12 protein-coding genes are annotated in these 13959 nt (G+C 71.5%); 11 read left to right on the top strand and 1 reads right to left on the bottom strand.

Going from position 1 to position 13959, the window contains the following annotated elements:
- Positions 1 to 18 precede the first annotated feature (18 nt).
- Genes ACWGO0_RS04470 through ACWGO0_RS04460 form a run of 3 tightly spaced genes read left to right on the top strand, consistent with a single transcriptional unit; the run spans position 19 to position 4300 of the window.
- Positions 19 to 1413, top strand: coding sequence for a flavin monoamine oxidase family protein (locus ACWGO0_RS04470; RefSeq protein WP_453527810.1), 1395 nt, complete (start codon positions 19 to 21; stop codon positions 1411 to 1413).
- Positions 1410 to 2282: a TetR family transcriptional regulator C-terminal domain-containing protein gene (locus ACWGO0_RS04465; protein ID WP_453527807.1), complete on the top strand. Its 873-nt coding sequence runs from the start codon at positions 1410 to 1412 to the stop codon at positions 2280 to 2282. Before ACWGO0_RS04470 ends, ACWGO0_RS04465 begins: the two co-directional genes overlap by 4 nt.
- Positions 2283 to 2335: 53 nt before the next feature.
- Positions 2336 to 4300, top strand: a complete 1965-nt coding sequence (locus ACWGO0_RS04460; RefSeq protein WP_453527804.1) for an oxidoreductase — start codon at positions 2336 to 2338, stop codon at positions 4298 to 4300.
- Between the two features lie 27 nt (positions 4301 to 4327).
- On the opposite strand, the gene ACWGO0_RS04455 is transcribed toward ACWGO0_RS04460, so the two are convergent.
- Positions 4328 to 5701 (bottom strand): MFS transporter, encoded by a 1374-nt coding sequence (locus ACWGO0_RS04455; protein ID WP_453527801.1) that lies wholly within the window; start codon positions 5699 to 5701, stop codon positions 4328 to 4330.
- Positions 5702 to 5990: 289 nt separating this feature from the next.
- Between ACWGO0_RS04455 and ACWGO0_RS04450 the strand changes: the two genes are divergently transcribed.
- From ACWGO0_RS04450 to ACWGO0_RS04415, 8 genes are all read left to right on the top strand, one after another.
- The gene (locus ACWGO0_RS04450) at positions 5991 to 7475 is read left to right on the top strand and encodes an aldehyde dehydrogenase (RefSeq protein WP_453527798.1); all 1485 of its coding nucleotides are present in this window, start codon (positions 5991 to 5993) and stop codon (positions 7473 to 7475) included.
- A gap of 202 nt (positions 7476 to 7677) precedes the next feature.
- On the top strand, positions 7678 to 8622 hold the full coding sequence (locus ACWGO0_RS04445) for a VOC family protein (RefSeq protein ID WP_453527796.1): 945 nt from the start codon (positions 7678 to 7680) through the stop codon (positions 8620 to 8622).
- The gene (locus tag ACWGO0_RS04440) at positions 8619 to 9416 is read left to right on the top strand and encodes an aspartate dehydrogenase domain-containing protein (protein ID WP_453527793.1); all 798 of its coding nucleotides are present in this window, start codon (positions 8619 to 8621) and stop codon (positions 9414 to 9416) included. Before ACWGO0_RS04445 ends, ACWGO0_RS04440 begins: the two co-directional genes overlap by 4 nt.
- Positions 9413 to 10204 (top strand): alpha/beta fold hydrolase, encoded by a 792-nt coding sequence (locus ACWGO0_RS04435; protein WP_453527791.1) that lies wholly within the window; start codon positions 9413 to 9415, stop codon positions 10202 to 10204. Before ACWGO0_RS04440 ends, ACWGO0_RS04435 begins: the two co-directional genes overlap by 4 nt.
- A gap of 10 nt (positions 10205 to 10214) precedes the next feature.
- Positions 10215 to 10736, top strand: coding sequence for a cupin domain-containing protein (locus ACWGO0_RS04430; RefSeq protein WP_453527788.1), 522 nt, complete (start codon positions 10215 to 10217; stop codon positions 10734 to 10736).
- On the top strand, positions 10729 to 11484 hold the full coding sequence (locus tag ACWGO0_RS04425; RefSeq protein WP_453527786.1) for an SDR family oxidoreductase: 756 nt from the start codon (positions 10729 to 10731) through the stop codon (positions 11482 to 11484). Before ACWGO0_RS04430 ends, ACWGO0_RS04425 begins: the two co-directional genes overlap by 8 nt.
- A gap of 19 nt (positions 11485 to 11503) precedes the next feature.
- Positions 11504 to 12292 carry an SDR family oxidoreductase gene (locus ACWGO0_RS04420; protein ID WP_453527783.1) on the top strand — a complete coding sequence of 263 codons (789 nt, stop codon included), beginning with the start codon at positions 11504 to 11506 and terminating at the stop codon, positions 12290 to 12292.
- A gap of 9 nt (positions 12293 to 12301) precedes the next feature.
- Positions 12302 to 13927, top strand: coding sequence for a thiamine pyrophosphate-binding protein (locus ACWGO0_RS04415; RefSeq protein ID WP_453527780.1), 1626 nt, complete (start codon positions 12302 to 12304; stop codon positions 13925 to 13927).
- The last annotated feature ends 32 nt before the right edge of the window (positions 13928 to 13959 follow it).

Genomic DNA, 13959 nt, shown 5'->3' with positions numbered 1-13959 from the left:
GCCTCATCCTCTCGGGGTATGGAGAGAACGAGCGGAAAGCACCTGAGCGAAACCGAGGTCGTTGTGGTGGGCGGCGGGTACGCCGGCCTCGCCGCGGCGCTCCGACTCTACGACAACGGCGTCGACTTCACCCTGGTCGAGGCCGCCGACCGGATCGGCGGGCGGGTCCTGACGCAGACCCGCGCCGACGGCGTGGTCCTCGATCACGGCGGCCAATGGGTCGGCCCCACGCAGACAAGTCTGGTCGAGCTCGCCTCGCGATTCGGCTGCCGGACGTTCCCGACCTGGGAGAAGGGCAGGCACATCGAGGTGTGGCACGACGGCTGCCAAGTCCCCTACACGGGCGCGGCACCCGCCGAAGGACCGGGCATCGCCGAGTACGTCCGCGTGACGGAAGTCCTGGACGAACTCGCCCGCGGTGTGGACACCGACCGCCCGTGGCGCACGGCCCGCTTCGCGGAGTGGGACGCCCTGACGGCGCAGTCCTTCTTCCGCTCACAGACCGATGACGCGGACGCCCTGCGCCGGCTCGATCTGGCGGTGCAAGGACTGTGGTGCACGGAGCCTGACGACATCTCACTTTTCCACGTGCTGTTCTACATCGCCGCGGCCGGCGGCTTCGAGCAGCTGATGGAGACCCGCGGCTGTGCCCAGGACAGCCGGTTCACCGAGGGTGCGGCCGGACCGGCCCGTTCCGTCGCGGCACTGCTGGCGGAGCGCGTCCGCCTCGCCGATCCGGTGCGGGCGATCGAGTTCGATGCCCAAGGCGTCCGCGTCCACACGGAATCCGCAGTGATCCGGGCCCGCCGGGCGATCGTGGCCGTGCCCCCGCACGCCGTACGCGCCATGGGCTTCACGCCACCGCTTCCCGAGAGCCGGGACGGCTGGCTCTCGCACAGCCCGATGGGACGCGCCGCCAAGATCCATGCCGTCTACGACACTCCGTTCTGGCGGGATTCTGGGCTCTCGGGCGTGGCGACCTTGTACGACGACGGGCCGGTCGGGGTGGTGTTCGACAACTCTCCGGACGACGGCTCGTGCGGCATCCTCGTCGGATTCGTCTACGGCGACCGTCTGGACCGCTTCAGTGCCCTGGACGAGGGCGGTCGCAGGACCGCCGTACTGCGCAGCCTCGTCTCCGTGGCCGGAACGCGGGCCGGGGACCCCCGCGACTACACCGAGAAGATCTGGACCCAGGACCCGTTCGCCCGGGGCGGTTACGAGGCGTACCTGACACCCGGCGGATGGAGCGCCTACGGCGAACACGGCTGGCGGGAGCCGACCGGGACGCTGCACTGGGCGGGGACGGAGACCGCGTCGCGGTGGAACGGCTACATCGACGGCGCCGTGTCGTCGGGCTACCGGGCCGCCGACGAAGTCCTCGCATCCCTGCGGAAGGACGCGGCCCGATGACGTCGGCGCGGCAGGCGGACGAGGCGGGAGCGGTGGCGGAGCGCGTACGTCTGGTCGTGGGGTCGGCGCCGGTCAGCCAGCGCGGGTTCGCCGAACGCATCGGTATGGACCCCACCGCGCTGTCCAAGTCCCTGAACGGCAGCCGCCGCTTCGCCGACCACGAACTGGCCGCCGTCGCACGGGCCGGCAAGGTGTCACTGCGCTACCTGCGTACCGGGCAGGGACGCCCGCCGGCCGCCGCCGCGGACCCTGCGGGCCCGGACGCGCGCCGCCGGGCCAACGCGGTGGACGCGGACGTCCGCAAGGCCCAGATCCTCGAAGCGACGGCACGCCTCATCGCCCGCCGCGGCTTCCACCGGGTCCGGGTCGCCGACATCGCCCGCGCCTGCGGGACCAGCACGGGCACCGTGCACTACCACTTCCCGACGAAGGGCGACGCTCTGCGCGCCGCCCTGCTCCACTACGCCGACCGGCTCCACCAACGCCTCGAAACCGAGTTCCGGGAGACGGACAGCCCGGCCGAGAAGCTGCGCAGGCTGATCGAGGTCCAGCTGATCACCGGCGACGAGGACCGCGACGAGTGGTCGGTGTGGGTGCAGTCGTGGAACGAGGCGATCGTCGACCCCGCCCTGCGGGAAGGCCAGCGCGACATCTATGCGCGGTGGCGGCGCACGGTGCTCGACCTGGTGCATGCCTGCCAGGACGGGGGCCTGGCCACGGACGCCGACGCGGAGGCGCTGACGAGCCGGTTCACCGGCCTGGCGGACGGCCTGGCCATCCAGGTACTTGCGGGGAACGGGGACATGTCCGTGACGCGGATGCGTGAGCTGCTGCTCGACGCGTTCGAGCCGCATATCACGCTGCGCTGACGGCCGGGCCGCCGGCGCGGTGACACGTACGCAGGACCGAGGAAGGACGTTCCGTGACAGCACAGTTCCCGCACCTGTTCAGTCCGCTGCGGATAGGTGACATCAGGGTGCGCAACCGCATCCTGTCCTCCGGCCACGACACGGTCCTGGCCAGGGACGGCGCGGTCACCGATGACCTGATCGCCTATCACGAAGCCCGCGCCGCGGGCGGTGCGGGACTGCTCGTGCTCCAGGTCTCCGGCGTGCACGAGTCCGCCCGCTACACGAACCATGTGCTGATGGCGACCGACGACGAGTGCGTCGCCGGCTACGCCCGGCTGGCGGAGGCGGTGCACCGGCACGGGGCGAAGGTCTTCGGCCAGCTGTTCCACCCCGGCCGCGAGATCCTGGAGTCCGAGGACGGCACGGCTCCGGTGGCCTGGGCGCCCTCCGCCACCCCGAGCGAGCGTTTCCACGTCATGCCGCGCGCCATGACGGATGCGGAGATCCGCGAGGTGGTGATCGGCTACGGCCAGGCGGCCCGCAGGCTGCGCGAGGCCGGACTCGACGGCGTGGAGGTCGTCGCCAGCCACGGCTACCTGCCCGCGCAGTTCCTCAGCCCCCACGTCAACGTCCGCACCGACGGCTGGGGCGGCGACCGGCAGGGCAGGCTGCGCTTCCTGCGCGAGGCACTGCTCAGTGCCCGGGAACAGGCCCGGCCCGGCTTCGCCGTGGGCCTGCGCATCTCGGGCGACGAACTGAGCCACGACGGCCTGGACACCGAGCTGGTACTGGAGTCGGTCGCCCAGCTCGATGCCGAAGGGCTGCTCGACTACGTCTCGGTGTGCGCCGGCAGCTCGTCCAGCCTGTCCGGCGCCGAGCACATCGCCCCACCCATGTTCCGGCCCGCCGGATACACCGCCCCGCTGTCCGCGAAGGTACGTGCCGCGGTGGGCGTCCCTGTGATGGTGGCAGGCCGGATCAACCAGCCGCAGGAGGCCGAGCAGATCATCGCGAGCGGCCAGGCCGACGCCTGCGCGATGACCAGGGCGCTGATCTGCGACCCGGACCTGCCCGCCAAGACCGAGCAGGGCAGGACCGAGGAAATCCGCGCCTGCATCGGCTGCAACCAGGCGTGCATCGGCCACTTCCAGCTCGGGCACCCCATCTCCTGCATCCAGCACCCGGAGACCGGGCGGGAACGCCGCTTCGCGGTCCTGGCGGCCATCACACGACGTAGGAAAGTGCTGGTGGTGGGCGGCGGACCCGCCGGTCTCAAGGCGGCGGCAGTGGCAGCGGAACGCGGCCACGAGGTGGAGCTGCACGAAGCGGGCCGGCGCCTCGGCGGTCAGGTGCTGCTCGCCGAACAGCTGCCCGGACGTGCCGAGTTCGGAGGCGTGATCACCAACCTGGAGGGCGAGGCGCGCCGGGCGGGAGCCCGTATTCACACGGGTTCCCGGGTCGACGCCCAGGTCCTCGCCGCCGCGGCACCGGACGCGGTGGTCCTCGCTGCCGGAGCGCTGCCCCGGCGCCCCGGGCTGGAGCTGATGGACGACCCGGTGGTGCTCGACGCCTGGTCGGTGATCCGCGGCGAGGAGGTGCCGCGAGGACGGATCGTGGTGGCGGACTGGCGCGGTGACTGGATCGGCCTGGGCGTCGCCCTCCAGCTCGCGGAACTGGGCAGGAAGGTGACACTCTGCGTGACCGGATTCGCGGCCGGCGAGCACCTCCAGCAGTACGTGCGTTCCGCCATGGTGGCCCAGGCCGTCCGGGCCCGGATCAAGATCGTGCCCAACGTGCGGCTCTACGGTGCGGACAGCGACACCGTCTACCTCCAGCACACCCTGACCGAGGAGCCGGTGCTGCTCGAAGGCATCGCCGGTGTCGTACTCGCCCAGGGCCACGCCCCGGTCACCGACCTCGACCCGGCCGCCTTCGGCATCCCGGCCGACCGCGTCTTCGCCATCGGCGACTGCGTCACCCCGCGCACCGTCGAGGAAGCGGTACTCGACGGCCTGACCGTGGCGTCCGGACTCTAGGGCCTGTCCGGCGGATCATCGCCGGGATCAGGAGTTGAGCTCCTCCAGCGTCCTGCCCTTGGTCTCCACGGCGAACCAGGCGATCACAGCGCCCACCGCGGCCACCGCGGCGAGCTGTGCGAACACCAGGGTCAGGCTGCCGCCCGCCCCGAGGATCGCGCCGACCGTCACCGGGCCGAGGATCACACCGATCCGGTTCCACAGCCCGCCGAACGCCGCGCCCTTGGCGCGGTTGTGCGTCGGGTAGAGCTCGGGTGAGTAGAGGTAGAGCCCCGCGTTGACCGCGTACAGGAAGAAGGTCGTACAGGACGCGAAGACCGCGACCTGTACGCCCGAGGTGGCCCCGGCCAGGGCCAGCACGCCCAGGGAGAGCATGGTGCCGACGAGTGCGCCCATCAGCGCGGGCCTGCGGCCGATGCGGTCGACCAGCATGGCCACGACGAAGGTGCCGAGCAGACCGGTGACGTTGCTGAGCAGTGTGTAGACGAGCGCCGTGGTCAGGTCGAGACCGAACTGCTTGGTGTAGAGCGACGGCAGCCAGGTGGAGATGCCGTGGTTGACGTAGTACGCGACGAACCAGAGACCCGACAGCACCGCCGTACGCCGCAGATAGCGACCCCGGAAGAGGTCGGCGAGGCGGCCCTGGGGCGTCTCCTCGGGGATGCTCGACGCGGGGGCGGGCGCGGGCAGTTCCTCGCAGGTGGCGCGGGCCACCTCCGCCTCGATACGGGAGATCGCCGCTTCCGCCTCGGCCGTACGTCCTCGGGCCAGCAGCCAGCGCGGCGACTCCTCGACGTGGCGGGGGAGCAGCGCGGCGATCAGGACGGGCAGCGTGCCGACGACGAACATCGCGCGCCAGCCGAAGTTGGGGACCACCCACACGGCGAGCAGGGTGGCGGCTGCGAGTCCGGCCGGGAAGATCATCTCGTAGAGCAGGACGAATCGGCCCCGTTTGTCGGAGCGGGCGATCTCGTTGATGTACGTGGCCGCCACGGGCACGACACCGCCGATGCCCAGTCCCTGCACGAACCGGAACAGCGAGAAGGTCTCGATGCTGCCGGAGAGGGCCACGGCGAGGCTGGCGAGGCCGGTGATCGCGACACCCAGGGCGACAGTGCGCACCCGGCCGATCCGGTCGCCCAGCCAGCCGGCGGCCAGGGCTCCGAGCAGCATGCCGATGGAGGCCGAGGTGACGGCGAAGGTGGCCTGCCCGGTGGACAGGTTCCACTCCTTCATGAGGACGGGCAGCGCGGAGGCGGCCAGCAGCTGGTCGAACGCCTCGAAGAACGTGACGGCGCCGATCAGGAACCGGACCTTGATGTGCCAGCGGGAGTGCGGCAGTCGTTCAAGTCTCGCGGCTATGGAGCCGCCGAGTGCTGGCTTGCCGGCCACAGTCGTCATGGAGGGGATCCTTCCGCGGGCAGTGGGGTTGCCGAGACAGTAGGGGCAGTTATCTAAGTGGTCAATGGTTAAGCGGTTAGGAGTCTCGTTTCTGGCAACCTGCGCTCCATCGTCGGCGCCGACGGGGCTCAGCTCAAGGGAATGCGGGCAACGATTTCGACCCGGGGGGTTGTGCCGAGATAGTTAAGCGCTTAGATTCCTAGCACTTCAGCAGTTCCGGATGGCGGCAGAGGCCCGAGCCCGTCCCCGCATCCGCCCCCTTCCCGCCGCCTCGCCCGGAGGTCCACCCGTGCCGCAGTTCCCCACCGACATCCTGATCGCGGGCCAGTGGCGACGTGGCGCCGGCGATCCCGTCGACACGGTCGACCCGGCGACCGGGCGCCTGCTCGCCACCGTCCACTCCGCCTCCGCCGAGGAGGTCGCCGAGGCGGCCGAGGCCGCCGCCAGGGCGGTGGCCGACCCCGCCTGGCGTGATCTGCTCGCCCACGAACGCTCCCGGCTGCTGTACCGCATCGCCGAGCTGACCGAGGAGGCGGCCGACGAGCTCTCCGCTCTGCAGACCGCCGACACCGGCAAGACCCTCACCGAGACCAGGGCCCTCGCGCTCAGCGCGGCAGGCACCTTCCGCTACATGGGCGCCGCACTGGAGACGGCGGAGGACACGCTCACACCCTCCCGCGGCCCGTACGTCACGATGAGCCTGCACGAACCGCTCGGCGTCGTCGGTGCGATCAACCCCTGGAACTCGCCCGTGGCCAGCGACGCCCAGAAGATCGCCCCCGCCCTCGCCGCAGGGAACGCCGTCCTGCTCAAGCCCGCGGCCTGGACCCCGCTCGTCTCGCTGGCACTCGGCCGGCTGATCACCCGGGCACTCGACGAGTTCCGCCTGCCCACCGCCCTCCTTTCGGTGCTGCCTGGGAGCGGCCGGGTGGTCGGCGACGCCATCGTGCGCCACCCGCTCGTCGCGCGCATCGGATTCACCGGCGGTACGGAGACGGGGCGGTCCATCGCCGAGGCCGCCGCCCGGAGACTGGTCCCCGCCTCACTGGAGCTCGGCGGCAAGTCGCCCACGATCGTGCGGGCCGACGCGGACGTCGAACAGGCCCTGGCCGGTGTCCTGTTCGGGATCTTCTCGTCCAGCGGCCAGTCCTGCATCGCAGGTTCCCGGCTCTTCGTGGCCCGCGAGATCTACGACTCCTTCGTCGGCGAGCTCGTCGCACGCGTGGCGAAGCTGCGCGTCGGGCCCGGCACGGACCCGGCCACCCAGGTCGGTCCCCTGGTGCACCACCGCCACCGCGACTCCGTCGCCTCCTACGTGGACCTCGCCCGCTCCGAGGGGGCCAGGGTCCTGTGCGGAGGATCGGCGCCCGAGGGCGAGCGGTACGCGGACGGCGCGTATTACCTGCCGACGGTCCTCGACGGGCTCGCCAACACCTCCAGGACCTGCCAGGAGGAGATCTTCGGCCCGGTCCTGGTCGCCCTGCCCTACGAGGACGAGGACGACCTGGTCCGCCAGGCCAACGACTCCGTGTACGGACTGGCCTGCGGAATCTGGACCCGGGACCTGCGGGCCGCGTGGCAGCTCGCCCGCCGGATCGAGGCGGGGACCGTCTGGATCAACACCTACAAGCAGTTCAGTGCCGCCACCCCGTTCAGCGGGTGGAAGGACAGCGGCCTCGGCACGGAGAAGGGCCGCGACGCGATCCGCTCCTACCAGCGCCAGAAGTCCCTGTACTGGGGCACCTCCGGCCACCCGCTTCCCTGGGCCGCCTGACCAGCCCCCACCTAGGGCCTGTCGTTTGGATCAGGCCGGGCTCGCGGGGCCTGGCACGCGCATCTGTGGCGTTGTCGTCAGTCACCAACGCTCCGCGTTGCCTCCCTCCTCCGCCTTGCAGCTGCACGCACCAGACCCCGCTCCCTGATCCGGCCTGATCCAAACGACAGGCCCTAGTCCGCCCGCCCGTCTGGAGAGACCGATGCACCAAACACCCCCCGGTCCGATCGCCCGGCTCCGCTCACTGCGCTACGTCGAGCTGCACACCCCGGCCTTCACCGAGACCGCCGACTTCTACGAGGAGGTCTGGGGCCTGGAGACCGTCGAGTCCGACACCGGCGCCCGCTGGCTGCGCGGCACGGGCGACGAGCACCACGTCCTCCACCTCGCCGAACGGGACCGCGTCGGCCTCGGCCGGATCGCCTTCGCCGTCGCCACCCCCGCCGAGGTCGACGAAGCGGCGCGGCGCCTCGAAGCGCGCTCCATCGTCCCCGTCGCAGGCCCCGGCCCGCTGGACCAGGCGGGCGGCGGCTACGGGCTGCGGTTCACCGACCCCGAGGGGCGTCTCATCGAGATCAGCGCCCAGGTCGAGGCGGTCGTCCCGCGCGGCCGGGACGGCGCAGTGCCGGTCGGAGTGACGCACGCCGTCCTCAACACCACCGACATCGACGCCGCCGTCACCTTCTACCGCGAGGTCCTCGGTCTCCGCGTCTCCGACTGGTCCGAACACCAGATGGCGTTCCTGCGCTGCAACGCCGACCACCACTGCATCGCCTTCAACCAGGCCGAGTGGACCTCGTTGAACCACGTGGCGTACGAGATGACCTCGGTCGACCACTTCATGCGGGGCCTGGGGCGGCTGCGCCACCACGGCATCACTCCCCAGTGGGGCCCCGGCCGGCACGGCCCGGGGAACAACACCTTCTCCTACTTCACCGACCCGTCCGGTCTGGTCTGCGAGTACACCTCCGAGGTCGCCCAGATCGTCGAGGACGCCTGGATCGCCCGTGTGTGGCGGAGGGTGCCGGACCTCTCGGACCTGTGGGGGACGGCCGGGCCGCCGTCGAAGGAGATCCGCTGCCACATGGCGGGCGCGCCGGACCCCGGCCCGCTCGCTTCCCTCGACATCCAGGAGACCGGAGCATGAGCACCGTACGCAAAGTCGGCATCGTCGGCTGGGGAGCCATCGGCCGGGTGGTCGGCACCGCCCTCACCGAAGGGCAGGTGAAGGGCGCGGAGCTGGTGTGCGTCGTCGACAACCGGCCGCTCGGTGAGGCCGCGCCCGCCCGGCAGGTCTCCTTCGAAGAGGCCCTGGACACCTGCGACCTGATCGTGGAAGCGGCAGGCCAGGGCGTCGTACGCGAATGGGGCACGCGGGTCCTGGAGTCCGGCACCGATCTGCTGATCGCCTCCACCGGCGCGCTGACCGACGACGAGCTCGCCAAGCGGCTGCTCGCGGCCGGCCCCGGCCGGGTGTACTTCACCGGTGGCGCGGTCGGCGGTCTCGATCTGCTCCAGGCGGTCCGCTCGTTCGGCCCGCTGACCGAGGTCAGGCTGACCACCACCAAACTGCCCTCCACCCTCGAACAGCCGTGGATGGACGAGGAGTTGCTGCATCGGATGCGGACCGCGACCGGACCGGTCGAGGTCATGTCCGGCACCGCACGCGAAGTGCCGGTGAAGTTTCCCAAGTCCACGAACGTGGCCGCCTCGGTCGCGCTGGCCGTCGGTGACCTGGACGCTGTGCGGGTCCAGGTCGTCGCCGACCCGGCGGCGCACCGCACCCGCCATGTGATCGAGGCGTCCGGTGCCTACGGTTCGTACCGCTTCGAGGTCGCCCACCTGCCCGACCCGGGCAACCCCGCCACCAGCCAGGTGGTGCCGTACGCCGTCCTGCGCAGCCTCGCCGCGCTCGCCGGCCGGACCGGGCAGATCCTGTGAGCGGCGCCGACACCGCGATCCACGTCGAGGAGGCCGGTGACCAGGGGCCGCTGCTGCTGTGCCTCCACGGCATCGGCTCCTCGTCGGCCGCCTTCGCCCCGCAGCTCGCCGAACTCTCCTCGTACGTGAGGGTCGTCGCCTGGGACGCCCCGGGATACGCCAAGTCCGCCGACCCTGCCGCCCCCTACGGCCTCGACGACTACGCGGACGCGGCAGCCGCACTCATCCGCGAACGCGCCACCACCGCGCACGTCCTCGGCGTCTCCTGGGGCGGAGTGATCGCGCTGCGGCTCGCCACCCGCCACCCCGAGCTCGTCGCCTCGCTGATCGTCGCCGACTCCAGCCCCGGTTCGGGCACGGACGAGGAGAAGGCGCGGGGCATGCGGGCACGCGCCACCGACCTGGCCGAGCTCGGCCCACGGGCCTTCGCCGAAGCCCGCGGTCCCCGCCTGGTGTCACCGAACGCACCGGACCGACTGGTGCGCGCAGTCGTCGAGAACATGGCCGCTTCGGTACGGCTGCCCGGCTACGCGTACGCCGCCGAGTCCATGGCCTCCACCGATCTGCGCCCCGAACTTCCCTCGATCGCCGCACCCACCCTCGTGCTCTGCGGCGAACAGGACCGGGTCACCGGCGTCGAAGCGAGCCAGGCCATCGCCGGGGCCATCCACAAGACCGCCTACGTGATCGTCAAGGACGCCGGTCACCTGGCCAATCAGGAGCAGCCCGGGCACTTCAACGCCTGGGTGCTCTCCCACCTCCGTATCACCGCCTCCATCCCCGAGTAGGAGCTCTGCCATGCCCCTGACCACCGACGCGTACGACAACGGCGACGACCTGTCCGCGTACACCGACTCCCTCATCGCCACGAAGGCCTCGCGGGTGGCCGACTTCGACACTCTCTCCTTCCAGGAGAAGGCGGGCGCCCAGTTCCGACGCGGCCAGATCCGTTACGTCGGGTCGGGCGCCACCGGCAACCACGAGAGCGACAGCCGCATCCTCCCGTCCGGCGGATTCACCTTCTCCAACATGCTGCTGCCGCCCGGCGCCGAGGGCCCGGCCCACACCCACCACGACGTCGAGGAAGCCTTCTTCGTGCTGGAGGGCGAGGTCAAGGTCGGCATCCACCGGGGCCCCGACGAGGCCGAGTACCGCACCCTGGGCTACCGCGACATGATCGTCGTCCCGGCCGGAGTGACCCGTTCCCTCAAGAACGAGGGAGAGACCGACGCCCTGTTCTGCGTGGTCATCGGCACGCAGAAGCCGCAGGTGCCGACCTACCCCGCATACTCGCCGATGCACGGCGTCACCCGTGGCTGACCAGCCCCCGGCCGACGTACGCACCGTCGTCGTCACCGGTGCGGGCCGTGGCCTCGGACTGGCCATGGCCCGCCGGGCAGGCACCGACGGCTTCCGGGTCGTCGTCGCCGAACTGGAACGGGAGCGGGGCGAGCACGCCGTCGCGGCACTGTGCGCGGAGGGCATCGACGCCCACTTCGTACGCTGCGACGTCGCCGACCCCGCTTCGGTGGACGCCCTGGCGGTGGCCGTGCGCGAACTGGGCCCGCTGTACGGCCTGGTCAACAACGCGGCCCTCGCCAACGGCGTCGGCGGCAAGGAGTTCCAGGACCTCGACGTCGAGGTGTGGGACCGGCTGATGGCGGTCAACGCCCGCAGCCCCTGGCTGGTCTCGAAGGCGCTGTACCCGCTTTTCGCGGCACCCGGCCGGATCGTCAACATCGCATCGGACGCCGCCCTGTACGGCTCCCCGCGCCTCGCCCACTACATCGCCTCCAAGGGCGCCGTCATCGCCCTCACCCGGGCCATGGCACGCGAGCTCGGCGACAAGGGGATCACCGTGAACGCGGTCGCCCCCGGGCTCACCGAGTGCGAGGCGACCGAGGCGGTGCCCGCCGGACGCCACGACCTCTACCGCTTGAACCGGGCCATCTCCCGACCGCAGCAGCCGGACGACCTCACCGGGATCGTCTCCTTCCTGCTGGCCGAGGAATCCCGCTATCTGACCGGACAGGTGATCGCCGTCAACGGCGGCTTCACCATGAACTGAACCCCAGGAGACACGAGTTATGGATCTGGGCCTCGCCGACCGCACCATCCTTGTCACCGGCGGCAGCTCGGGCGTCGGCCTGGCCACGGTCCGCGCCCTGCTGCACGAGGGAGCGCGCGTCGCGACCTGCGGCCGTGACGCCGACCGGCTGGCCAAGGCCGCAGCCGGCCTCGGCGCCGGCCACGACCGCCTGCTGACCGGCGTCTGCGACGTACGGGACGCCGACGCCGTACGGGACTTCGTCCACCGCACGGCCGAGAAGTTCGGCTCCGTCGACGGACTCGTCAACAACGCCGGACAGTCCCGCATGAAGGGGCTCGACGACTCCACCGCCGAGGACTGGCGCGACGAGCTGGAGCTGAAGTTCGCCGGGGTGCTGAACCCCCTCCAGGCGGCCCGCCCCCACCTCGCCGCCTCCGGCACGGCGAGCGTCGTCAACATCAACGCCGTCCTCGCCAAACAGCCCGAACCCCGGCTGATCACCACGAGCGCCGCCCGCGCCGGCATCCTCAACCTCTCCAAGTCCCTGTCGGTCGAACTGGCCGCCGACGGCATCCGGGTCAACTCCGTCTGCCTCGGACTCATCGACACCGGCCAGTGGACCAGGCGCCACGCCGCCGCGGACTCCGGCATGACATACGAGGACTGGCAGGCCGAACTCGCCGCCGACCGCGGCATCGCGCTCGGCCGCCTCGGCCGGGCCGAGGAGGTCGCGTACGCCGTCCTCGCCCTCCTCTCACCCCGCGCCTCGTACATCACCGGCACCAGCATCGACGTCTGCGGCGGCGTCGGCCGCTCCATCCTCTGAGGAGACACCATGCGACACGACAACGGAGGCGATCTCCTCGTCACCGTCCTGCGCGAACTCGGCATCGACACCGTCTTCGGCATCGTCAGCGTGCACAACCTGCCGCTCGTCGAGGCCGTCGACCGTGACCTGCGGTTCGTCCCCGTACGGCACGAGGCGTCCGCCGTGAACGCCGCCGACGCCTACGGACGTGCCCGCGGCACCCTCGGCTGCGCGCTCACCTCCACCGGCACGGGAGCCGGCAACGCGGCCGGATCGCTGATCGAATCGCTCAGCGCGGGCAGCTCCGTACTGCACATCACCGGGCAGGTGGAGAGCGAATTCCTGGGCAGCGGCCGCGGTTTCATCCACGAGACCAAGGACCAGCTCGGCATGCTGACGGCGGTCTCCGCCTACGCCGCCACCGTGCCGGACGCCGAGCAGGCGGGCCGAATCCTGCGTGAGGCGGCCCGCGCCGCGCTCACCGCGCCGGGCGGCCCGGCGAGCGTGGAGTGGCCGATCGACCTCCAGTTCGCCGCCCAGACCGACGAGTCCGCCCAGCTCCCCGCAGCCGCCGCCCCGACTCCCTCGGCCGGCGAACTGGCCGCGGCCGGCAGCCTGCTGGCCGCCGCCCGCCGCCCGCTGATCTGGGCAGGTGGCGGCGTGGCAACCGCCGGGGCCGAGCTGGCCGGGCTGCTGGAGGCGACGGGAGCGGGACTGCTGACATCGAACTCCGGGCGCGGCGCGGTGCCCGAGGACCACGAGCAGGTCGTCGGCAACTTCGCCACCAGCCCCGCGGTACGTGCCCTGCTCGCCGACGCGGACGTGCTGCTCACCATCGGCACGCACTTCCGCTCCAACGAGACCGCCGACTACACGCTGGAACTCCCCGGGTCCCACATCCAGATCGACATCGACAAGGACGCGCTGGGCCGGGTGTACCCCGCCACCCACACGCTGCACGGCGATGCCGCGGCCACGCTCGCCGCTCTGCTGCCCCACGCCCGGCCCGCGGAGAGCGGCTGGACGGAGCGCGTCGGCGCCGTACGCACCGAGGTGCGGGCACTCCTGCACGACAACATCGGACCGCAGGCCGCGATCTGCGACGCTATCCGCGCCGCCCTGCCCCGCGAGGCCGTCGTCGCCCGCGACGTCACCATCCCCTCCAGCAGCTGGGGCAACCGGCTGCTGGAGATGTACGACCCCCGGGACAACGTCTTCCCGCGCGGCGGCGGCATCGGGCAGGGGCTCGGCATGGGCATCGGTGCGGCGCTCGCAAGGCCCGGCGCGCCCACCGTCGTGCTGGCCGGGGACGGCGGACTCGCCGTCCACCTCGGCGAACTCCTCACCCTCGCCCAGGAACGCCCCCGCCTCACCCTGATCGTCTTCAACGACGGCGGATACGGCGTACTGCGCAACATGCAGGACCGCTACAGCGAGCGCCGTTCAGGGGTCGACCTGGCCACCCCCGACTTCGAACTGCTCGCCAGGGCCTGCGGGTTGCCGTACCTGCGCATCGCCGCGGTGGAGCACGCGGGCCCGGTGCTCGGTGAGGCCATCGCCTCCGAAGGTCCGACGCTCGTCGAGGTCGATCTGACGGCACTCGGACCGATGAAGGTCCCGTTCACCCCACCCGTGAGGATCCCGGGCCAGTAGCCCGGTCGCGCGTACTGCTGGTAAGGAGGCAA

The organism is Streptomyces sp. NPDC055749 (assembly GCF_053617235.1).
Note: the sequence above shows the minus strand (reverse complement) of the source record. Positions and strands in the feature narration are given on the sequence as shown.